16 protein-coding genes and 2 tRNA genes are annotated in these 22,070 nt (G+C 70.0%); 2 read left to right on the top strand and 16 right to left on the bottom strand.

What is annotated here, in order from left to right; genetic code table 11:
- Nucleotides 1–23 precede the first annotated feature (23 nt).
- The 14 genes from OG556_RS20645 to OG556_RS20580 all read right to left on the bottom strand — a co-directional run bounded on the left by OG556_RS20645 (nt 24) and on the right by OG556_RS20580 (nt 16,684).
- Entirely contained in the window at nt 24–698 is a 675-nt protein-coding gene (locus tag OG556_RS20645; RefSeq protein WP_371518404.1) for a DUF4097 family beta strand repeat-containing protein, read from the bottom strand.
- 180 nt (nt 699–878) lie between these two features.
- Nucleotides 879–952 (bottom strand) — tRNA-Met (locus OG556_RS20640).
- Between the two features lie 153 nt (nt 953–1,105).
- On the bottom strand, nt 1,106–4,999 hold the full coding sequence (locus OG556_RS20635) for a DNA-directed RNA polymerase subunit beta' (RefSeq protein ID WP_350877062.1): 3,894 nt from the start codon (nt 4,997–4,999) through the stop codon (nt 1,106–1,108).
- 98 nt (nt 5,000–5,097) lie between these two features.
- Entirely contained in the window at nt 5,098–8,574 is a 3,477-nt protein-coding gene (rpoB, locus tag OG556_RS20630; RefSeq protein ID WP_350877059.1) for a DNA-directed RNA polymerase subunit beta, read from the bottom strand.
- Between the two features lie 721 nt (nt 8,575–9,295).
- Nucleotides 9,296–9,679 (bottom strand): 50S ribosomal protein L7/L12, encoded by a 384-nt coding sequence (rplL, locus tag OG556_RS20625; protein WP_208869184.1) that lies wholly within the window; start codon nt 9,677–9,679, stop codon nt 9,296–9,298.
- An 84-nt stretch (nt 9,680–9,763) separates the two neighbouring features.
- A complete protein-coding gene (gene rplJ, locus OG556_RS20620; RefSeq protein WP_063348937.1) occupies nt 9,764–10,327 on the bottom strand; it encodes a 50S ribosomal protein L10 in 564 nt (187 codons plus the stop codon).
- A 366-nt stretch (nt 10,328–10,693) separates the two neighbouring features.
- The gene (locus OG556_RS20615; RefSeq protein WP_371518403.1) at nt 10,694–11,557 is read right to left on the bottom strand and encodes a hypothetical protein; all 864 of its coding nucleotides are present in this window, start codon (nt 11,555–11,557) and stop codon (nt 10,694–10,696) included.
- Nucleotides 11,558–11,711: 154 nt separating this feature from the next.
- Nucleotides 11,712–12,524 carry a hypothetical protein gene (locus tag OG556_RS20610; protein WP_371518402.1) on the bottom strand — a complete coding sequence of 271 codons (813 nt, stop codon included), beginning with the start codon at nt 12,522–12,524 and terminating at the stop codon, nt 11,712–11,714.
- Nucleotides 12,525–12,634: 110 nt separating this feature from the next.
- Entirely contained in the window at nt 12,635–13,420 is a 786-nt protein-coding gene (locus OG556_RS20605) for a hypothetical protein (protein WP_371518401.1), read from the bottom strand.
- 171 nt (nt 13,421–13,591) lie between these two features.
- Complete coding sequence (gene rplA / locus OG556_RS20600; RefSeq protein WP_363580057.1) at nt 13,592–14,314, bottom strand: 50S ribosomal protein L1; 723 nt, start codon at nt 14,312–14,314, stop codon at nt 13,592–13,594.
- A 77-nt stretch (nt 14,315–14,391) separates the two neighbouring features.
- Nucleotides 14,392–14,826, bottom strand: a complete 435-nt coding sequence (gene rplK / locus OG556_RS20595; protein WP_063348931.1) for a 50S ribosomal protein L11 — start codon at nt 14,824–14,826, stop codon at nt 14,392–14,394.
- Nucleotides 14,827–14,991: 165 nt separating this feature from the next.
- The gene (nusG, locus tag OG556_RS20590; RefSeq protein WP_371518400.1) at nt 14,992–15,894 is read right to left on the bottom strand and encodes a transcription termination/antitermination protein NusG; all 903 of its coding nucleotides are present in this window, start codon (nt 15,892–15,894) and stop codon (nt 14,992–14,994) included.
- Between the two features lie 212 nt (nt 15,895–16,106).
- Complete coding sequence (gene secE, locus OG556_RS20585; protein WP_371518399.1) at nt 16,107–16,466, bottom strand: preprotein translocase subunit SecE; 360 nt, start codon at nt 16,464–16,466, stop codon at nt 16,107–16,109.
- A gap of 145 nt (nt 16,467–16,611) precedes the next feature.
- Nucleotides 16,612–16,684, bottom strand: a tRNA-Trp gene (locus tag OG556_RS20580).
- Between the two features lie 284 nt (nt 16,685–16,968).
- On the opposite strand from OG556_RS20580, the gene OG556_RS20575 reads away from it, so the two are divergent.
- Complete coding sequence (locus OG556_RS20575) at nt 16,969–18,216, top strand: pyridoxal phosphate-dependent aminotransferase (RefSeq protein ID WP_371518398.1); 1,248 nt, start codon at nt 16,969–16,971, stop codon at nt 18,214–18,216.
- Between the two features lie 128 nt (nt 18,217–18,344).
- On the top strand, nt 18,345–19,379 hold the full coding sequence (locus tag OG556_RS20570) for an adenosine deaminase (RefSeq protein WP_371518397.1): 1,035 nt from the start codon (nt 18,345–18,347) through the stop codon (nt 19,377–19,379).
- A gap of 20 nt (nt 19,380–19,399) precedes the next feature.
- Here the strand turns inward: OG556_RS20570 and OG556_RS20565 are convergent, their stop codons facing one another.
- Entirely contained in the window at nt 19,400–20,443 is a 1,044-nt protein-coding gene (locus OG556_RS20565) for a UDP-N-acetylmuramate dehydrogenase (protein ID WP_371518395.1), read from the bottom strand.
- A 73-nt stretch (nt 20,444–20,516) separates the two neighbouring features.
- Complete coding sequence (locus tag OG556_RS20560) at nt 20,517–22,046, bottom strand: MFS transporter (RefSeq protein WP_371518393.1); 1,530 nt, start codon at nt 22,044–22,046, stop codon at nt 20,517–20,519.
- Between the last annotated feature and the right edge of the window lie 24 nt (nt 22,047–22,070).

Genomic DNA, 22,070 nt, shown 5'->3' with positions numbered 1-22,070 from the left:
GCAGGACCTCCGGAACGGCCCGATCAGACACCGTCGACCGACACCCCGCCGGCGCCCGTACGCGCCGTGATGCTGCGCGCCGCCCCCGGCTGCGAGGGGATCCCGAGCTCCACTCCGCCGGCCCCGGCGTGCGCGTCCACCGCGTACGCCTCCCCGGTCGGCACCCTGACCCGCACCCCGCCGGTCTCCGCCTTCGCCTCCACCTTCACGGGCGCCGCCGCGAACTCGGCCCGCACCCCGCCGGTCCGGGTGCTCAACCGGACGGTCTGCGAGGTCAGCCGGGTGGCCTCGACCCCGCCGGTGTCCACCGAGACCTCCACCTCGGCGGCCAGCCCGACCAGCCGCACCCCGCCGGTCTCCTGGGTCACCCGCACCTTCGTCCCGGCCGGCACCTGCACGGTGTACCCGACACCGCAGCCCCGGCAGTCGTACGTCAGCCGCAGCACGCCGTCCTTCACCCCGTGCGTGGTCCGCGGCGCCTCGCCCCGGTAGTTCTGCGCCTCGGTCACGTGCACCGCGTCGCCGCCGCCGGTCACCACGATCCCGCCGGTGTGCGCCTCGACCACCAGTCCCCTGACCGGCTCCGACACCCCGTAGTCCACGGTCCGGTGCTCCTGGTCGTCCCCGAAGGGCAGGCAGGCCGACATCCCGACCAGCACCGCCCCCGTGATCGCCATCGCGCCCAGTACCCGCCTCATGCCCGGCCCCCTTCGAAAGCCCCGCCGTCCCGACACCCGAAGCCTCCCCCGGCCGCCCCCTCCCCCGCCTCCCTCACCAGAGCGGTTCCGGCCCCTCCCCCGCACGAGGGAGGGGCGGCTCCCGGGAACGACGAAGGGCCCGGAGGCTTGATGCCTCCGGGCCCTTCGTTTGCTACTGAGTAGCGGGGACAGGATTTGAACCTGCGACCTCTGGGTTATGAGCCCAGCGAGCTACCGAGCTGCTCCACCCCGCGTCGGTAAACACGACTCTACGCGACTTGTGCCGGGGAACCTAATCCGTGCCCCGCAGGGCTCCCGGCGCCCCCTACGCCCCGGCCCCCGCAGCGGAAACGCCGCAGGGCGGCCACCCCGCGAGGGGTGACCGCCCTGACAGCCGAACGTCGGACTCAGCCGGTGTACGGGCCGTAGTCGTAGTCGTCCAGCGGGACCGCCTGGCCGGAGCCGGCGCCGAAGGGCGACAGGTCGTAGTCGTCGTAGCCGACGGCCGAGTACATCGCGGCCTTGGCCTCCTCGGTCGGCTCGACCCGGATGTTGCGGTAACGGGGCAGACCCGTACCGGCCGGGATGAGCTTACCGAGGATGACGTTCTCCTTGAGGCCCAGCAGCGGGTCCGACTTGGCGTGGATCGCCGCGTCGGTGAGGACCCGGGTCGTCTCCTGGAAGGAGGCGGCCGACAGCCAGGACTCGGTGGCCAGCGAGGCCTTGGTGATACCCATCAGCTGCGGACGACCGGAGGCGGGGTGACCGCCCTCGGCGACCACGCGACGGTTCTCGGTCTCGAAGCGGCCGCGCTCGACGAGCTCGCCCGGGAGCAGCTCGGCGTCGCCCGACTCGATGATCGTCACGCGGCGGAGCATCTGCCGGATGATGATCTCGATGTGCTTGTCGTGGATCGACACACCCTGCGAGTTGTAGACCTTCTGGACCTCGGCGACCAGGTGGATCTGGACGGCACGCTGGCCCATGATGCGCAGGACGTCGTGCGGGTTGGTGGCACCCATGGTCAGCTTCTGGCCGACCTCGACCGCCTCGCCCTCGCTGACCAGCAGCTTCACACGCTTGGAGACGGGGTAGGCGATCTCGTCGCTGCCGTCGTCCGGGGTGATGACGAGCTTGCGGGTCTTCTCGGTGTCCTCGATCCGCGCCCGGCCGGTGGCCTCCGAGATCGGGGCCACACCCTTGGGGGTACGGGCCTCGAAGAGCTCGACGACACGCGGCAGACCCTGGGTGATGTCGTCACCGGCCACACCACCGGTGTGGAAGGTACGCATCGTCAGCTGGGTACCGGGCTCACCGATGGACTGGGCGGCGATGATGCCGACCGCCTCACCGATGTCGACCAGCTTGCCGGTGGCCAGCGAACGCCCGTAGCAGAAGGCGCAGGTGCCGACGGCCGACTCGCAGGTCAGGATCGAGCGGGTCTTGACCTCGCCGATGCCGTGGCGGATCAGCTCGTCGATCAGCACGTCACCGAGGTCGGTGTTGGCGGTGGCAAGGAGCTTGCCGTCCACCGTGATGTCCTCGGCGAGCATGCGGGCGTACACGCTGGTCTCGACGTCGTCGGCCTTGCGCAGCACGCCGTCCGCACCGACGGTGCCGATCGCCAGCTTCAGGCCGCGCTCGGTGCCGCAGTCCTCCTCGCGAATGATGACGTCCTGGGAGACGTCGACCAGACGACGGGTGAGGTAGCCGGAGTCGGCGGTACGGAGGGCGGTGTCCGCCAGACCCTTACGGGCACCGTGGGTGGAGATGAAGTACTCCAGCACGGTGAGACCCTCACGGAACGACGCCTTGATGGGTCGCGGGATGGTCTCGTTCTTGGCGTTCGACACCAGACCACGCATACCGGCGATCTGGCGCATCTGCATCATGTTTCCACGAGCACCCGAGTCGACCATCATGAAGATGGGGTTCGTCTTCGGGAAGTTCTCGTTCATGGCCTCGGCGACCTCGTTGGTCGCCTGGGTCCAGATGCCGATGAGCTCCTGCTTGCGCTCGTCGTTGGTGATCAGGCCACGCTCGTACTGACGCTGGACCTTCTCCGCCTTCGCCTCGTAGCCCTCGAGGATCTGGGGCTTGTTCGGCGGGACGACGACGTCGGAGATGGAGACGGTGACACCCGAGCGGGTCGACCAGTGGAAACCGGCCGCCTTCAGGTTGTCCAGGGTCGCCGCGACGACGACCTTGGGGTAGCGCTCCGCCAGGTCGTTGACGATCGCGGAGAGCTGCTTCTTGCCCACCTCGTAGTCGACGAACGGGTAGTCCTCGGGCAGCAGCTCGTTGAAGAGCGCGCGGCCCAGGGTGGTGGTCAGGCGGAACGGCTCGCCGTCGAACCAGGCCGTCTGGCCCTCCTCGTCCACCGGCGGGGTCCAGCCGCGCGGCGGGACGGTGCCGGCCGGCAGGCGCAGCTCGATCGGGGCCTGGACGTCCAGCTCGCGGGCGTCGAAGGCCATGACGGCCTCGGCGGTCGAGGAGAAGGAACGGCCACCGCCCTTCACCGTCTCCCGGTCCGAGGTCAGGAAGAACAGACCGAGCACCATGTCCTGGGTCGGCATGGTGACGGGGCGACCGTCGGCCGGCTTCAGGATGTTGTTCGAGGACAGCATCAGGATGCGGGCCTCGGCCTGCGCCTCCGCGGAGAGCGGCAGGTGGACGGCCATCTGGTCACCGTCGAAGTCCGCGTTGAACGCGGTGCAGACGAGCGGGTGGATCTGGATGGCCTTGCCCTCGACCAGCTGGGGCTCGAAGGCCTGGATGCCGAGGCGGTGCAGGGTGGGCGCACGGTTCAGCAGGACGGGGTGCTCGGCGATGACCTCTTCGAGCACGTCCCACACGACCGGGCGGGCACGCTCGACCATGCGCTTGGCCGACTTGATGTTCTGCGCGTGGTTCAGGTCGACCAGGCGCTTCATCACGAACGGCTTGAAGAGCTCCAGCGCCATGGCCTTGGGCAGACCGCACTGGTGCAGCTTGAGCTGCGGGCCGACGACGATGACCGAACGGGCCGAGTAGTCGACGCGCTTGCCGAGCAGGTTCTGGCGGAAACGACCCTGCTTGCCCTTCAGCATGTCGCTGAGGGACTTCAGCGGGCGGTTGCCCGGGCCGGTGACCGGACGGCCGCGACGGCCGTTGTCGAACAGGGCGTCGACGGCCTCCTGGAGCATGCGCTTCTCGTTGTTCACGATGATCTCGGGCGCGCCGAGGTCGAGAAGCCGCTTCAGGCGGTTGTTGCGGTTGATCACGCGGCGGTACAGGTCGTTCAGGTCGGAGGTCGCGAAGCGGCCACCGTCCAGCTGCACCATCGGACGCAGGTCCGGCGGGATGACCGGGACGCAGTCCAGCACCATGCCGTTGGGCTTGTTGGTGGTCTGCAGGAACGCGGAGACGACCTTGAGGCGCTTCAGCGCACGGGTCTTCTTCTGGCCCTTGCCGGTGCGGATGATCTCGCGCAGGCGCTCGGACTCCTCCGCCAGGTCGAAGGTCTCGAGGCGGTCCTTGAGGGCCGCCGCGCCCATCGAGCCGGAGAAGTAGGTGCCGAAGCGGTCGCGCAGCTCGCGGTAGAGCAGCTCGTCGCCCTCGAGGTCCTGGACCTTGAGGTTCTTGAAGCGGGCCCACACCTCGTCGAGGCGGTCGAGCTCGCGCTGCGCGCGGTCGCGCAGCTGCTTCATCTCGCGCTCGGCACCCTCGCGCACCTTGCGGCGCACGTCGGCCTTGGCGCCCTCGGCCTCCAGCTCGGCCAGGTCGGTCTCGGCCTTCTTGGCGCGGGCCTCGAGGTCGGAGTCGCGGCGGTTCTCGATCTGCTGGCGCTCGACCGAGACGTGCGCCTCCAGGGACGGCAGGTCGCGCTGGCGGCGCTCGTCGTCGACCCAGGTGATCATGTAGGCGGCGAAGTAGATGACCTTCTCGAGGTCCTTCGGCGCCAGGTCGAGCAGGTAGCCCAGGCGGGACGGCACGCCCTTGAAGTACCAGATGTGGGTGACCGGGGCGGCCAGCTCGATGTGGCCCATCCGCTCACGGCGCACCTTGGCGCGGGTCACCTCGACGCCGCAGCGCTCACAGATGATGCCCTTGAAGCGGACGCGCTTGTACTTACCGCAGTAGCACTCCCAGTCCCGGGTGGGGCCGAAGATCTTCTCGCAGAAGAGTCCGTCCTTTTCGGGCTTCAGGGTGCGGTAGTTGATGGTCTCCGGCTTCTTGACCTCGCCGTGCGACCACTGGCGGATGTCGTCGGCGGTGGCCAGGCCGATGCGGAGCTCGTCGAAGAAGTTGACGTCAAGCACTGGTCGTCAAGCCCTCTTTCGTAAGTCGAGAGTCGTTCATGTGGTCTGAGGGGGGCCTGGGGGCGGGCCGGCTGCTCGGGCAGCCGGCCCAACCTCCGTCAGACCTCTTCGACGCTGCTGGGCTCGCGCCGGGACAGGTCGATGCCGAGCTCCTCGGCGGCGCGGAACACGTCCTCGTCGGAGTCCCGCATCTCGATGGACTGGCCGTCCGAGGACAGCACCTCCACGTTGAGGCAGAGCGACTGCATTTCCTTGATGAGGACCTTGAAGGACTCGGGAATGCCGGGCTCGGGGATGTTCTCGCCCTTGACGATGGCCTCGTAGACCTTCACGCGGCCGAGGACGTCGTCGGACTTGATGGTGAGCAGCTCCTGCAGCGCGTAAGCAGCGCCGTACGCCTCAAGGGCCCACACCTCCATCTCACCGAAGCGCTGACCACCGAACTGCGCCTTACCACCGAGCGGCTGCTGGGTGATCATCGAGTACGGACCGGTCGAACGGGCGTGCAGCTTGTCGTCGACCAGGTGGTGCAGCTTGAGGATGTACATGTAGCCGACCGAGACCGGCATCGGGAACGGCTCGCCGGAGCGGCCGTCGAACAGCCGGGCCTTGCCGGTGGAGTTCACCAGGCGCTCACCGTCACGGGTGAGGGTGGTGTTGTCCAGCAGGCCGGTGATCTCGTCCTCGCGGGCGCCGTCGAAGACCGGGGTGGCGAGGTTGGTGCCGCCCTGGACGGTGTCGGCGCCGATCGCCTGGAGGCGCTGGGCCCACTCGTCGGCGAGGCCGGAGACGTCCCAGCCCTGCTTGGCGAGCCACCCGAGGTGGATCTCCAGGACCTGTCCCGGGTTCATTCGGGACGGGACACCCAGCGGGTTGAGGATGATGTCGACCGGGGTGCCGTCCTCCAGGAACGGCATGTCCTCGACCGGCAGGATCTTCGAGATGACGCCCTTGTTGCCGTGACGGCCGGCGAGCTTGTCACCGTTGGTGATCTTGCGCTTCTGGGCCACGTAGACGCGGACCAGCTGGTTCACGCCCGGGGGCAGCTCGTCGCCCTCTTCGCGGTCGAAGACGCGGACGCCGATGACCTTGCCGGACTCACCGTGCGGCACCTTCAGCGAGGTGTCGCGGACCTCACGGGCCTTCTCACCGAAGATCGCGCGGAGCAGGCGCTCCTCCGGAGTCAGCTCGGTCTCGCCCTTGGGCGTGACCTTGCCGACCAGGATGTCGCCGGTGACGACGTCGGCGCCGATGCGGATGATGCCGCGCTCGTCGAGGTCGGCGAGGACCTCCTCGGAGACGTTCGGGATGTCCCGGGTGATCTCCTCGGGGCCGAGCTTGGTGTCACGGGCGTCGACCTCGTGCTCCTCGATGTGGATCGAGGAGAGGACGTCGTCCTGCACGAGGCGCTGCGACAGGATGATCGCGTCCTCGTAGTTGTGACCCTCCCACGACATGAACGCCACGAGCAGGTTCTTGCCGAGGGCCATCTCGCCCTCGTCGGTGCACGGGCCGTCGGCCAGCACCTGGCCGGACTCGACCCGGGCGCCCTCGTCCACGAGCACCTTCTGGTTGAAGGCGGTGCCCTGGTTCGAGCGGGTGAACTTGGCGGCGCGGTACGTGGTGTACGTGCCGTCGTCGTTGGCGACGGTGACGTAGTCGGCCGAGACCTCCTGGACGACACCGGCCTTCTCGGCGGTGATGACGTCCGCGGCGTCGACGGCGCAGCGGTACTCCATGCCGGTACCGACCAACGGAGCCTCGCTCTTCAGCAGCGGCACCGCCTGGCGCATCATGTTCGAGCCCATGAGCGCGCGGTTGGCGTCGTCGTGCTCGAGGAACGGGATCATGGCGGTCGCGACCGACACCATCTGGCGCGGCGAGACGTCCATGTAGTCGATCTCGGTGCCCGGGATGTAGTCGATCTCGCCGCCACGGCGGCGGACCAGGACACGCGGCTCGGCGAAGGTCAGCTCCGTCGTCAGCGGGGCGTTGGCCTGCGCGATGACGTAGCGGTCCTCCTCGTCGGCCGTGAGGTAGTCGACCTGCTCCGTGACGACACCCTCGATGACCTTGCGGTACGGGGTCTCGATGAAGCCGAAGGCGTTGACCCGGCCGTACGAGGCCAGCGACCCGATCAGACCGATGTTCGGGCCTTCGGGGGTCTCGATCGGACACATGCGCCCGTAGTGCGAGGGGTGCACGTCACGGACCTCGAAGCCGGCGCGCTCACGGGAGAGACCACCGGGGCCGAGGGCGGACAGACGGCGCTTGTGGGTCAGGCCCGACAGCGGGTTCGTCTGGTCCATGAACTGCGACAGCTGGCTGGTGCCGAAGAACTCCTTGATGGAGGCGACGACCGGCCGGATGTTGATCAGGGTCTGCGGCGTGATCGCCTCGACGTCCTGGGTGGTCATGCGCTCGCGCACGACGCGCTCCATACGGGCGAGACCCGTACGGACCTGGTTCTGGATGAGCTCGCCGACGTTGCGCAGGCGACGGTTGCCGAAGTGGTCGATGTCGTCGACCTCGACCACGATGTCGCGACCGGTCTGGTCGTTCCACTCGGTCTCACCGGCGTGCAGCTTCACCAGGTACTTGATCGCACCGATGATGTCGGGCTCGGTGAGCACGCCGGAGTCCAGCGACTCGGCGTTGCCCAGCTTCCGGTTGACCTTGTAGCGGCCCACCTTGGCGAGGTCGTAGCGCTTCGGGTTGAAGTACAGGTTCTCCAGAAGCGTCTGCGCGGCCTCGCGCGTCGGCGGCTCGCCAGGACGCAGCTTGCGGTAGATGTCCAGAAGCGCGTCGTCCTGGCCCTGGGTGTGGTCCTTCTCCAGGGTGTTGCGCATGGACTCGTACTCGCCGAACTCCTCGAGAATCATCTCGTTGGTCCAGCCGAGCGCCTTGAGCAGCACGGTGACGGACTGCTTGCGCTTGCGGTCGATGCGGACGCCGACCATGTCGCGCTTGTCGATCTCCATCTCCAGCCAGGCACCACGCGAGGGGATGACCTTGCAGGAGTAGATGTCCTTGTCGGACACCTTGTCCAGGGTGGAGTCGAAGTACACGCCCGGGGAGCGGACCAGCTGCGACACGACGACACGCTCGGTGCCGTTGATCACGAACGTGCCCTTGTGGGTCATGAGCGGGAAGTCGCCCATGAAGACCGTCTGAGACTTGATCTCACCGGTCTCGTTGTTGGTGAACTCGGCCGTGACGAAGAGCGGAGCCGCGAACGTGAAGTCGCGGTCCTTGCACTCGTCAATCGAGTTCTTCGGCGGCTCGAAACGGTGGTCGCGGAAGGTCAGCGACATCGACCCACTGAAGTCCTCGATCGGGGAGATCTCCTCGAAGATCTCCTCCAGACCGGACTTGGTGGGGACGTCCTGACCGTTCTCCAGCGCCGCCTCGACCCGGGACTTCCAGGCCGCGTTGCCGAGCAGCCAGTCAAAGCTCTCGGTCTGCAGGGCCAGGAGGTTGGGGACCTCGAGGGGCTCCTTGATCTTCGCGAAGGAGACGCGGAGCGGGGCGGTGGATGCGGCGGAATTGTTCGAGGCGTTGCGCGGCGCGGCCAAGAGGGGGGTCCTTCCGAGGGCTCGGAGCTCACTACGCGCGTACCAGCCGGGCCTTCACGGGCTTGGTCCCGCCTCCCTCGCCACTGGCCTCCGCCGGGATCGAAATCCCAGGTCAGAGCCGCTTTGCGGAGGCGATGCCAGACCCCTTCAGGGCAACGCAAACTCCGGGCGACGAGTCACGGAGCAGCTAACAGGCAGCGCAAAGGGACAGTGTAGCCAAAGGGCACACTGCTGTCCAGCTCTGATTCGGAAACCGAATCGGAGACTCCTCCCGGTAGCCGGCGGACGCGAACGCCCACCGGGTACTGCACCGGCCCGGGCACTGCCCGGGCCCCATAACTCACGTGGAGTCATTTCCCGCCTGAGCCGCTGGTTATGCATCCAGAGGCAAACCAACCGGGCGGACTCGCGCCTTGAGAATCGCGCGCCTCGCCGGGTTCGTCAAGGGCCCGCAGGCGGTGCGGACCTCGACCCGTCCATCGGCCGGGAGCCCCCCGGCGTTACAGAAGCCGTGGTGGGGGCCACAGTCGATGACGGTGATCACCATACCCGTCCGCACCGACGCTGCCGAGTGGGCTCTCGGCCACACCGGCGCGTCCCGGCCGCGGACCGGCCCCGGGGCCGCCCAGGGCCGCTCAGGGTCGGAAACGCGAAAAAGCCGGGCCGACCACCCACAAGGGTGATCGGCCCGGCTTCAGGCCCCCTCAGAGGGGGCGAGAAGTCACTTGACGGTGACCTTGGCGCCGGCACCCTCGAGGGCGGCCTTGGCCTTCTCGGCAACGTCCTTGGCAACCTTCTCCAGGACCTTGGCACCAGCGGTGTCAACGAGGTCCTTGGCCTCCTTCAGGCCGAGGGAGGTCAGGGTGCGCACCTCCTTGATGACCTGGATCTTCTTGTCGCCGGCACCATCGAGGATGACGTCGAACTCGTCCTGCTCCTCGACGGCCTCAACGGCGGCCGGGCCACCGGCGGCGGCAACGGCGACCGGGGCGGCGGCGGTGACGTCGAACTTCTCCTCGAAGGCCTTCACGAAGCCAGCGAGCTCGATGAGGGTGAGGTCCTCGAACTGCGCGAGCAGCTCGTCCTGGGACAGCTTCGCCATGATGGCGTCCTTCCACTAAATCGGCAGGTGATGCCGTATGTACGGGTGGGGCGGGCACGGGCCCGCAGCGAGGCGTGAGCCTGCCGATTACTCGGCGGCGGCGTCCTCGGCGGCGGGAGCCGGCGTACCGGCACCGCCCTGCTCGACCTTGTCGCGCAGCGCGTCCACAGTGCGGACGAGCTTCGACGGCAGGGCCTGGAAGAGCGCGGCAGCCTGGGACTGCTTGGCCTTCAGGGCACCCGCCAGCTTGGCGAGCAGCACCTCGCGGGACTCGAGGTCCGCGAGCTTCTTGATCTCATCGGCGGACAGCGCCTTACCGTCAAGGACACCGCCCTTGATGATGAGAGCGGGGTTCTCCTTGGCGAAGTCACGCAGAGCCTTCGCCGACTCCACCGGGTCACCGGTGACGAAGGCGACAGCCGTCGGACCGTTGAACAGGTCGTCGAGCTCCGAAATCCCGGCCTCGTTGGCCGCGATCTTGGTCAGCGTGTTCTTCACCACGGCGTACTCGGCGTTCTCGCCGAGCGAGCGACGCAGGGTCTTGACCTGCTTCACCGAGAGACCGCGGTACTCGGTCAGCAGCGCCGCGGAAGAGCCACGGAACTTGTCCGTGATCTCGGCGACGGCAGCAGCCTTGTCGGGCCTTGCCATAGGCTTACGCCTCCTTCCGTGATGTCGAAATCCGGCCGACCGCGAAAGTCGACCATTCACGCCTCGAACCGGCCGGACGGAAGGAAAGCCTGCGGAAAAGCAGATGAGCCCCGATGCGCAGGGCGCACGGGGCTCGAAACGACCTCAACGGATGTTCGCGTGAACGCGGACCCGGAAGTCGAAGCTCCAGACACACCTGCGCGGGCTGCCTGCGACGAAGCGCAGATCCTTCGGCCACCGAATCCCTCGCGAGCACGGTGACAACCAGCGGTCTTTGGCTTCGGTAACAGTAACCGGACTCGGCCGTCCGGGGCAAATCGCCCCTGAACGGCCGATCACCGCCGGGCCGGCCGCGCCGGACGGGGCTCAGCGGGCCAGTGGGGAGACCGTCCGGGGCCCGGTGTCCACGGTGTCCGCCTCGGCCGGGGCCTGCACCGAGAGCAGGGCGCCGGCGAAGTCGGAGTAGAGGATCGAGTCGTCCGCCCGGCCGCTGTCACCGCTGCCGGTGCGCTGGAGCCGGACCAGCTGGTCCTTGTCGTTGAGCCAGAGGTCCACGGTGAGCGAGATCGAGCCGCCGGGGGCCAGCGCGGCCCGCAGGCCGTCCCGGCGGGCCTGGGTCAGCTGGGTCTGGGCGGCGGCGTAGCGCTCGGCGGTGGTGGTGATCCGGTAGTGCTCGACCGTCGAGTCGTCGAACTTCTCCTCGCCGACGAACCGGGGGTCCACCCCGTCGGCGGTGGCGGCGGCCAGCGCCTCGACCGGGTTCAGCAGGTCGATCAGCCCCGCGTACGGGACCTCCCGGTGGCCGTCCTGGTCCGGCGGGACGGAGAAGCGCTCCCAGTGCCGGCCGCCCTGGCGGGCCGCGGTGGCGGCGTCGCCGCCCTGGTAGGCGACGGTGTCCACGACGATCAGCTGCTCGGCGTCGGCCGGGGTGGAGCGCTTGATCTGGAGCGCCGTCTTGGGCTGCCAGAACAGCGGCCCGGCCCCGGCGTCCGCTCCCAGCCGGTAGTTGACCTTGGCCCGGCGGGCGGTCTGCATGGCCAGCTGGGCGGAGACCAGGACGCCGTGCGGCGAGCGGTCGCTGGGCTTGGCCGCCTCGGTCGACGAGGAACTGGTCGGGGTCGGGCTGCCGGAGGGCGTGGCCGGCGTGCCGCCACCCCCGCTGCATCCCGCCAGCCCGGTCGCCAGCAGGACGACCGCGGCCAGCGCCGCCAACCGCCGTCGTCCCGCCATCGTCTGGTCCCCTCTCGCCCGGGCGCCGCGTCGGCGGCTTTCGTTCCGGCCACCTTGCCACCCTGCCCCGGATCAGCCGGTGGCGCCCCCCTTGCCCAGCTTCGCCAGCTCGGCCAGTTCCACCGTGTCGGCTCCGGTGCGCGGGCTCGGCGGATCAGCCGAGCAGTTTGAGGAGGTCGGTCTCGCTGCCGAGGTCGGTGGCGGCGGGGGCGTCGATCTTCGCGGCCTTGCCGAGGTCCGCGTACTTGACGGTGACGGCGTCGTGCTCGCCGTTCTTGTCGCCGTACTCCTGGTACTGGACGAGTTCCTGCCGGCCGTTGAGCCAGAGGTCGATGGTGAGGGTCCTGCCGTCCTGTTCCAGGGACTTCTGGACGGCCGTGCGCTGGTCGGCCGTGAGCGCCGGCATGCCGGCCACCATGGCGGAGGCCTCCTCGACCACCCGCAGGTGGGTGACCTGGACGCCGTCGAGGCTCTCCTGGCCGACCTTGGCGGGCTTGCCGCTCTGCGCGGCGAGCCCGAGCTGGGCGACGGGGTTGAGCAGCTGGCTCATCAGCAGGACGCCGTCGCCGAGTTCGTTCGAGGCGGGCAGCTTGATCCAGTGCTTGCCGCCCATGGCGGCGGCCTCGGTGTCGCCGCCGCCGAGGTAGCCGTCGGTCCCGATCACCCGGAACCGGATCTTCTTGGTCTCCACCTCGCCCGTCAGGTCGACGGCCGTCCGGTTCGGGTCCTTCCAGTCGGCGTCGCCGCTGCCCGCGGTGTGGGTCGAGCCGTCCGGGGAGACCATGGTGACCTTGCCGTTGCCGGCCTTCTGCATCACCAGGGCGGAGGCGGCCAGCGCGGCCTTGGGGTCTCCGGCCGACGCCGCGTCGCCGCTCTTGGCGTCGCCGCCCTTGCTGCCGCAGGCGGTGGCGGCACCGAGCAGCACGGCCGCGGTGACGACGGTCGAGGCGAGGCGCGCAGCGCGCATGAAGTCCCCCGTGAGATCCGAACGATCCGATGAAGAACCGATTTTCGGCTTCTTCCACGCGGACTCTAACGGATCGCCAGATGCCCCACGCGCCGGACGGCCCCCTCCCGTCACCCGGTTTCGGCCGGGGGCGTGTCCCCTTCTCCGGGGGTCGAGACATCCGTCGTGGTCACCGTGGTGCCGTCGCTCCCCCGGGCCGTCTCCCGCAGTCTCAGCAGCCGCTCGCCGGGCCCGACCCAGACGTCGTAACCGATCGCCGACACCCCTCGCCGGCGGTACCAGTCGACCACCGCGGCGAGTCGCGCGGGGGTCAACTCCTGGTCCGCGCCGAAGTATTCGGCCACCGGCGTGGTGCCCTGGTAGTGCGCCACGGTCATCCCGGCCAGCTGTTCGCCGCCGAGCGAGCCGAGCTTCCCGGTCTGCGCGATCTGGTACGCGCGGCTGCCCGGGTTGGTGACCAGGGCGGTCATCCAGCCGCCCGCGTAGCCGCCGGGGCCGGTGGTCGCCCGCGGATCGAGCGACTCGGCGCCGTCCCGGTCCGCGTGCTTGGGCGGGGCGCCCTGGTAGCTGAGGTCGAGTGCGCCGTCCCTCAGGGTCAGTTGTCCGGTGCCCTGCTCGTCGGTGACGGTCAGGGCGCCCTCGTCCCGGGTGCCCCAGGTCAGGGTGCCGCTCGCGGTGCGGCGGCCGGCCGGGCCCTCCTCGACCACGTCGATCCGGGCGCCGCCGGCGTCGTCCAGCGCCTGGGCGGCGGCGAGCACCACCTGGCGGGGCGGTACGGGCGCGGGGTCACCGTCGGGGGTGCGGGTTCCCGGGGCGGCCAGCAGGCTGCACCCGGTGGTGGCACCGATCAACAGCAGGGTGGCCACCGCGACGGCGGGGCGAAGGGTGGGCGGCACGGCACGCTCCGACGGTCACACGTTCTGCACATGATCTGACCGGCAGAGCGTACGACGCTTCGGGCAACCGTTCCCATCCACCCCTGTCCCGATCCGGAAACGACTGCGGGCCCGCACCCCCGGTGAAGGGGGTGCGGGCCCGCTGTGCAGACTGCTTCAGAGCCGATCGGCTCAGACCGCGGCCGGGTCCTCTTCGACGAAGAGGTTGCGGGTGCGGTTCGGGTCCACGGGGATGCCGGGGCCGATCGTGGTGCTGATGGCGGTCTTCTTGATGTAGCGGCCCTTGGCGGCGGACGGCTTGGCGCGGAGCACCTCGTCCAGCGCGGCGGCGTAGTTCTCGACCAGCTGCTCGTCGGTGAAGGAGGCCTTACCGATGATGAAGTGCAGGTTCGAGTGCTTGTCGACGCGGAACTCGATCTTGCCGCCCTTGATGTCGTTGACAGCCTTGGCGACGTCCGGGGTCACGGTGCCGGTCTTCGGGTTCGGCATCAGACCACGGGGACCGAGCACGCGGCCGAGGCGGCCGACCTTGCCCATGAGGTCCGGGGTGGCGACGACGGCGTCGAAGTCCAGACGGCCCTTGGCGACCTCGTCGATCAGCTCGTCGGAGCCGACGATGTCGGCGCCCGCAGCACGCGCGGCCTCGGCACGGTCACCGGTCGCGAAGACCAGGACCCGAGCGGTCTTACCGGTGCCGTGCGGGAGGATCACGGTGCTGCGGACCATCTGGTCGGCCTTGCGCGGGTCGACGCCCAGACGCATGGCGACCTCGACGGTGCCGTCGAACTTGGTGGTGCTGGTGGCCTTGGCGAGGCGGATGGCCTCGAGGGGGGCGTAGAGGCGGTCGCGGTCGACCTGAGCGTCCGCGGCCTTCAGAGCCTTGCTGCGCTTCACTGCTGCTCCTGAATGGTGATGGGAGTCGTGGTATCACGGGCCTGCGCAGGCCCTACCACAAGGACGAAAAGAGCTGGTCAGCCCTCGACGGTGATGCCCATCGACCGGGCGGTGCCGGCGATGATCTTCTCCGCCGCGTCCAGGTCGTTGGCGTTCAGGTCGGGCATCTTGGTGGTCGCGATGTCGCGGACCTGGGCGCTGGTGAGCTTGGCGACCTTGGTCTTGTGCGGCTCGCTGGAGCCCTTGTCCACACCGGCGGCCTTCAGGATGAGGCGCGCGGCCGGCGGCGTCTTCGTGATGAAGGTGAAGGAACGGTCGTCGTAGACCGTGATCTCCACCGGCACGATCATGCCGCGCTGCGACTCGGTCGCAGCGTTGTAGGCCTTGCAGAACTCCATGATGTTGACGCCGTGCTGGCCCAGCGCGGGGCCGACCGGCGGCGCCGGGTTGGCCGCACCGGCGTTGATCTGGAGCTTGATAAGCCCCGTGACCTTCTTCTTCTTGGGAGGCATGTCTCTCCGGGTCCTTCCGAGAGGTGAGTGCTGGTGTGTGCGGAACCGGGGCGACACCCGGCCGCCAACACACACATCGAACCAGGCTAACGCCTTAGCGCCGCTGGACCAAAACGGATCCGGGGCAGGGCCCTCGGCCCCGCCCCGGATCCGAAGACCGTGGGACTAGTTCTTCTGGATCTGGTCGAAGGAGAGCTCGACCGGGGTCTCCCGGCCGAAGATCTCGACCAGGCCCTTGACCTTCTTCGAGTCGGGGTTGATCTCGTTGATGGTCGCCTGCAGCGTCGCGAACGGACCGTCGGTGACGGTGACCGAGTCGCCGACCTCGAAGTCCAGCACCTGGATCTCGCTGGGCTTGATCGGCGAGGGCTTGCCGGCCTCCTTGGCCGCCTGGCGCTCGACGTCCGGGGCGAGCATCTTGACGACCTCGTCCAGGGTCAGCGGGTACGGGTCGTAGGCGTTGCCGACGAAGCCGGTGACACCGGGGGTGTTGCGCACGACGCCCCAGGACTCGGGGGTGAGGTCCATGCGCACCAGGACGTAGCCGGGGAGCTTGTTCTGGCGGATGGTCTTGCGGTCGCCGTTCTTGATCTGGACGACCTCCTCCTGCGGCACCTCGGCCTGGAAGATGTACTCCTCGACGTTCAGCGAGACGGCGCGCTGCTCCAGGTTCTGCTTCACCCGGTTCTCGTAGCCGGCGTAGGTGTGGATCACGTACCACTCGCCCGGCATGAAGCGCAGGTCCTCGCGGAACTTGGCGACCGGGTCGACCTCGACGGCCTCCTCAGCCTCGGCCTCCTCGGCGTCGGCCTCCTCGGCGTCGGCGTCGGCCTCGGTCTCCTCGGCGGCGGGCTCCACGTCGTCCTCCACGTGCAGCGCCGCCTCCTCGGCGGGCTCGCCGGCCTCGGCCTCGTCCTGCGCCTCGACCTCGTCCTCGTCGCCGTCCACGGCGTCAACGATCTGCTCGGCGGACTCGGCTTCGTCAGCCAGCTCGGCCGCGTCCAGCTCGGCGGCGACATCCGCCTCGCGGACGGTCTCGTCGGCGTCGTACAGGGGGGACTCAGACACGGTGGCTGCTTCTTTCCTGGAGATGGTGAAGGTGGCGCGCTCCGGGGCCGGCTCCGGCGGGCTGCCGCTCGCGCGGGCGCCAGGAGAGGACTCGGAGACTTCAACAGTACCGAGTCCACGGTAGCGGCCGCGTACGTCCGGCGCAGACAGCGCGACCCGGGCCGATGATTCGGCCCGGGTCGGGAGACTGCTACGGAGGTGGGACGGCCAGGTCAGCCGAAGACCAGGAGGCTCAGCTTGGAGAGGCCGTAGTCGAGGCCGGCCACGAAGCCCATCACGACCACCACGAACACGACGACGACGGTCGTGTACTGGGTGAGCTCGCTGCGGGTGGGCCAGACGACCTTGCGCAGTTCGGCGATGATCTGGCGGTAGAACAGGCCGATCCGGGCGAACGGGCCCATCTTGCCGCGCTTGCCGGACTTCTTGTCGCCGGCGCGGGCGGCGCGCTTGCGCTCGCGGCGCGAGAGCGACTTGTCCTCGCCCTCGGCGGGCGTGGTCTCGGCAGCGCCGTCGGCCCCCTCAGGGTTGCCGCTCTCAGGCGTTGCGGTGGAGCCCGTGGTCTCCGTCACTCGTCCTCACCTGAATCCGGGTCCGGCCGAGCGGCTCGCGCCCGATGGGGCACGAACGGCCGGCTACAAGCGGTGCTGATTCGGCCCTCTCCGCATCAAGCCCGCTCGCTCTGTGGAGCGAACGGGCTGAAAACGGATCAAGCAGCAGGGCAAGAGGGACTTGAACCCCCAACCGCCGGTTTTGGAGACCGGTGCTCTACCAATTGAGCTATTGCCCTACGGGGTCTCGCGACTCCGTAGCGACCAACCTACCGCATCTCCCCCGGCTGTCTGCACAGCTGGTGGAGCTCCGGTTCTTTTTCGGCGGGCCGTCGAGCAGTGAGCATACGTGGTCGAGGGGTGTTTGGTCGAACCTCTTCTTCCGGGAGCACCGGTTGTCCGGCATATGTCCGGCATGCCCGCATGATCACCGACGGATCGACGGGCGCCGCCATGTGGACGGTCCGGTACGGATGGTGAAACCGCGATGCCCGGTCCGTCCCGGTTCTGCGACGATGCAGGCATGAGCGCTTCCACCCCGCAGCCCGACCGTTCCATCCGCCCCGCCGACCGCCGGGTCTCCGCCCGGATCGGTGCGATCGCCGAGTCCGCGACCCTCGCCGTGGACGCCAAGGCCAAGGCCCTCAAGGCGGCCGGCCGTCCGGTGATCGGCTTCGGAGCCGGCGAGCCCGACTTCCCCACCCCGGACTACATCGTCGAGGCGGCCGTCGAGGCCTGCCGCGACCCGAAGAACCACCGCTACACCCCGGCGGGTGGCCTGCCCGAGCTGAAGTCCGCGATCGCCGCCAAGACGCTGCGCGACTCCGGCTACGAGGTGGACGCCTCCCAGGTGCTGGTCACCAACGGCGGCAAGCAGGCGATCTACGAGGCGTTCGCCGCGATCCTGGACCCGGGCGACGAGGTCATCGTCCCGGCCCCGTACTGGACCACCTACCCGGAGTCGGTCCAGCTCGCCGGCGGCGTCCCGGTGGAGGTCGTGACCGACGAGACCACCGGTTACAAGGTCTCGGTCGAGCAGCTGGAGGCCGCCCGCACCGAGAACACCAAGGTGGTGCTCTTCGTCTCGCCGTCCAACCCGACCGGCGCGGTGTACACCGAGGCCGAGGCCGAGGCGATCGGCCGCTGGGCGCTGGAGCACGGCCTCTGGGTGCTCACCGACGAGATCTACGAGCACCTGGTGTACGGCGACGCCTCCTTCACCTCGCTGCCGGCGCTGCTGCCCGAGCTGGCCGACAAGTGCATCGTGGTCAACGGCGTCGCCAAGACCTACGCGATGACCGGCTGGCGGGTGGGCTGGGTGATCGGCCCCAAGGACGTCATCAAGGCCGCGACCAACCTGCAGTCGCACGCCACCTCGAACGTCTCCAACGTCGCCCAGCGCGCCGCGATCGCCGCCGTCAGCGGCGACCTGTCCGCCGTGCACGAGATGCGCACCGCCTTCGACCGCCGCCGCAAGACCATCGTGCGGATGCTCAACGAGATCGAGGGCGTGTACTGCCCCGAGCCGGAGGGCGCGTTCTACGTGTACCCGTCCGTCAAGGGCCTGCTGGGCAAGGAGATCCGCGGCCGGCGCCCGGAGAGCTCCGGCGAGCTGGCCTCGCTGATCCTGGACGAGGCCGAGGTCGCGGCCGTCCCGGGCGAGGCCTTCGGCACCCCCGGCTACCTGCGGTTCTCCTACGCGCTCGGCGACGCCGACCTGGCCGAGGGCATCGGCCGGCTGCAGAAGCTGCTCGGCGAGGCCCGCGACTGACACCCGTCGGCGTCCGCTGACGCCCGCTGACACCCGCGCTCCACGTCGGGTACCGCCCTCTTTCACCCCTTCGGGGGACGGAAGGAGGGCGGTTCCCGTTTGGGGGTCCGATGCGGCAGTATCGGCGAATGGAACGCCTGTTGAATCCGCGAGACGTCAGGGACCTCCCGAAGGCCCACCTGCACCTGCACTTCACCGGCTCGATGCGGCCCGCCACCCTGCTGGAGCTGGCCGACAAGCACGGCGTCCGACTGCCGGAGGCGCTCAGCTCCGGCGAGCCGCCGCAACTGCGGGCCACCGACGAACGCGGCTGGTTCCGCTTCCAGCGCCTGTACGACACCGCCCGCTCGGTGCTGCGGGACGAGGAGGACATCCGCCGGCTGGTCCTGGAGACCGCCCAGGACGAGCGGCGGGACGGCTCCCGCTGGCTGGAGATCCAGGTCGACCCGACCTCGTACGCGCCCCGGCTGGGCGGACTGATCCCCGCGCTGGAGCTGATCCTGGACGCCGTGGAGAACGCCGCCACGGCCACCGGGGTGGGCATCCGGGTGCTGGTCGCGGCGAACCGGATGAAGTCCCCGATGGACGCCCGGACGCTGGCCCGGCTCGCCGTCCGGTACGCCGACCAGGGCGTGGTCGGCTTCGGCCTCTCCAACGACGAGCGGCGCGGCCTCGCCCGGGACTTCGACCGGGCCTTCGAGATCGCCCGCAAGGGCGGGCTGCTGGCCGCCCCGCACGGCGGCGAGCTGGCCGGGCCCGAGTCCGTCCGGGACTGCCTGGACGACCTGGGCGCCGGCCGGATCGGCCACGGCGTCCGCGCCGCCGAGGACCCCCGGCTGATGGAACGGCTGGCGGACCGCCAGATCACCTGCGAGGTCTGCCCGGCCTCGAACGTCTCGCTCGGCGTCTACGAGCGCCCCGAGGACGTCCCGCTGCGGCGGCTGTTCGACGCCGGCGTGCCGCTGGCCCTGGGCGCGGACGACCCGCTGCTGTTCGGCAGCCGGCTGGCCGCCCAGTACGACCTGGCCCGCGACGTCCTCGGCTTCGACGACGCCGAACTCGCCGAGCTGGCACGGCAGTCCGTCCGCGGCTCGCGCGCGCCGGAGGCCGTCCGCAAGGAGCTGCTGGCGGACATCGACACCTGGCTGGTCAGCGGCACCTGAGGCGTGCCTCGTGGACCGGCCTAGAGCTTGACGCCGATCATCACCGGCTCGTTCACCAGCTCGACCCCGAAGGCCTCGCGGACGCCGTCCCGGATCTCCCGGGCCAGCGCCAGCAGGTCCTCGGCGGTGGCCGCGCCGCGGTTGGTGAGCGCCAGGGTGTGCTTGGTGGAGAGCGTCGCCGGGCCGCTGCCGTAGCCCTTGCCGAAGCCGGCCCGGTCGATCAGCCAGGCGGCCGAGGTCTTGGTGCAGCCCTCCGGCGCCGGGTAAGCGGGGGCGTTCTCGGTGCCCGGGCGGGTCCGGAAGGACTCGTACTGGGCGGCGGTGAGCACCGGGTTGGTGAAGAAGGAGCCGGCCGACCAGGTGTCGTGGTCCGCCGGGTCCAGCACCATGCCCTTGCCGGAGCGCAGCCCCAGCACCGCGTCGTGCGCCCGCTCCAGCGGCACCCGCTCGCCCTGCTCGACGCCGAAGTGCCTGGCCACCTCGGCGTACTTGACCGGGGTGGAGAGCCCCTGGTGGTCGGCCAGGGCGAACCGGACCCGCAGCACCACGTAGCGGTCCGGCTCGGCCTTGAAGCGGCTGTGCCGGTAGGAGAACGCGCACTCGGCGTTGGGGAGCGTGACCACCTCGCCGGCCGTGCGGTCGTAGGCGACCACCTCGGTGATCGACTGGGCGACCTCCTGGCCGTACGCGCCGACGTTCTGCACCGGGGTGGCACCGGCCGAGCCGGGGATGCCGGCCAGGAACTCGACGCCCGCCAGGCCGTGCTCGCGCACCGCGCGGGCGACCGCCTCCGACCAGACCTCGCCGGCCGCCAGCTCCAGCACGGTGCCGTCCAGGGCGAAGCCGGTGGTCGCGATCCGCAGCACGGTGCCGGGGAAGCCGGCGTCGCCGATCACCAGGTTGGAGCCGCCGCCGAGGACCAGCAGCGGCTCGCCGGCCTCGTCGGCCTCGCGGACGGCGGCGATCACCTCGTCGTCGGTGTGGGCGGTCACCAGGCGGCGGGCCGGGCCGCCGAGCCGGAGCGTGGTCAGCGGGGCGAGGAGGGCGTCGTTTTCTACCAGCACGCCCACCAGCGTACGGGTGCGGGGGCGGCCGCCCGGCCGCACCCGCACCCGCACCCGCACCCGGATCGGCCGGTCAGGCCTTCGAGGCCTCGGCGGGGACGGGCGCCGCGTCCTCGGCCCGCTCGGCACCGGTCTGCTCCGCACCGGCCCGCTCGGCACCGGCCTGCTCCGACGCCACGGCCGCCGGCTCGTCGGCGACGGCCGCGGGCTTCACCCGGCGCGGCAGGAAGAACGCGCAGACCGCCGCGACCGCCACCACCCCGGCGCCGACGTACAGCGCGGGCACCAGCCCGTCGATGAAGGACTGCTCCGACGTGTACCCGCCCTGCGCCGAGAACACCGCCGAGAGGACGGCCACGCCGAGCGCGCCGCCGACCTCGCGCAGCGCGTTGTTGGCGCCGGAGGCGATGCCCTGCTCCTCCGGCCGGACGCTGTCCATCACCAGGGCGGCGGTCGGGGCGAAGTACAGCGACATGCCGATGCCGCAGATCACCACGGCGGGGATCTCGGCGGCGTAGTCGTAGCCGGTGCTGCTGCCCGTGATCGCCGCGTACATCGCCAGGCCGGCGCCCTGCAGCAGCAGCCCGGTGACCACGATGGGGCGGCCGCCGAAGCGGTCGGCCAGGATGCCCGCGATCGGGGCGACGATCAGCGGCATGCCGGTCCACGGGAGCATCCGGATGCCGGCCTCCTGCGGGCTGTAGCCGCCCACGCTCTGCAGGTGCTGGCTGATCAGGAAGATCGAGCCGAACATCCCGAGGAACATCAGCAGGCCGGAGGCGTTGACGGCGGAGAAGGCCCGGCTGCGGAACAGCCGCATCGGGAGCATCGGGTGCTCGGCCCAGCGCTGCTCGTACAGCACGAAGGCGGTGAGCAGCGCGACGCCGCCGATCAGGGAGCCGAGCACCAGCGGGCTGGTCCAGCCGTCCGGGTTGCCGCGGATCAGGCCGAGGACGACGCCGAACAGGCCCAGGCTGACCAGGATCGTGCCGACCGCGTCCAGCGCCGGGTTGGCGCCCCGGCTCTCGCGGAGCTTGAGGGCGGCGAGCGGGATCAGGACGAGGCCGACCGGGACGTTCACCCAGAAGATCCACTGCCAGGAGAAGTGCTCGGTGAGCGTCCCGCCGACCAGCGGTCCGGTGGCGACGGCCAGGCCGTTGACGCCCGCCCAGATGCCGAAGGCCAGACCCCGCCTGGCCGCCGGCACTGCGGCGGTGAGCAGGGTGAGGGTGAGCGGCATGGAGACCGCGGCGCCGGCGCCCTGGACGGCGCGGGCGGCGATCAGCGCGCCGATGCCCGGCGAGAGGGCGGCGGCGGCGGAGCCGGCGGTGAAGAGCGTGAGCCCGACCAGGAAGATCCGGCGGCGGCCGAACCGGTCGCCGAGCGCGGCGCCGAACATCAGCAGGACGGCGAAGGACAGGGTGTAGGCGCTGACCGTCCACTCCAGGTCGGACAGCCCGCCGCCGAGGTCCTCGCGGATGGACGGCAGCGCGGTGGTGACGACCAGGTTGTCCAAGCTGGCCATGAAGCCCGCGACGCTGGTGATCACCAGCGTCCAGACACCGAGCCGTCCGAGGCCCTGTTCTTCCGTTCTCTCCGACATGACTTCCCCCCAGGGGTCTTAGAT

This window comes from Kitasatospora sp. NBC_01300 (genome assembly GCF_041435235.1).
Classification (GTDB): Bacteria; Actinomycetota; Actinomycetes; order Streptomycetales; family Streptomycetaceae; genus Kitasatospora.
This window is presented reverse-complemented; position numbering and strand designations above follow the sequence as displayed.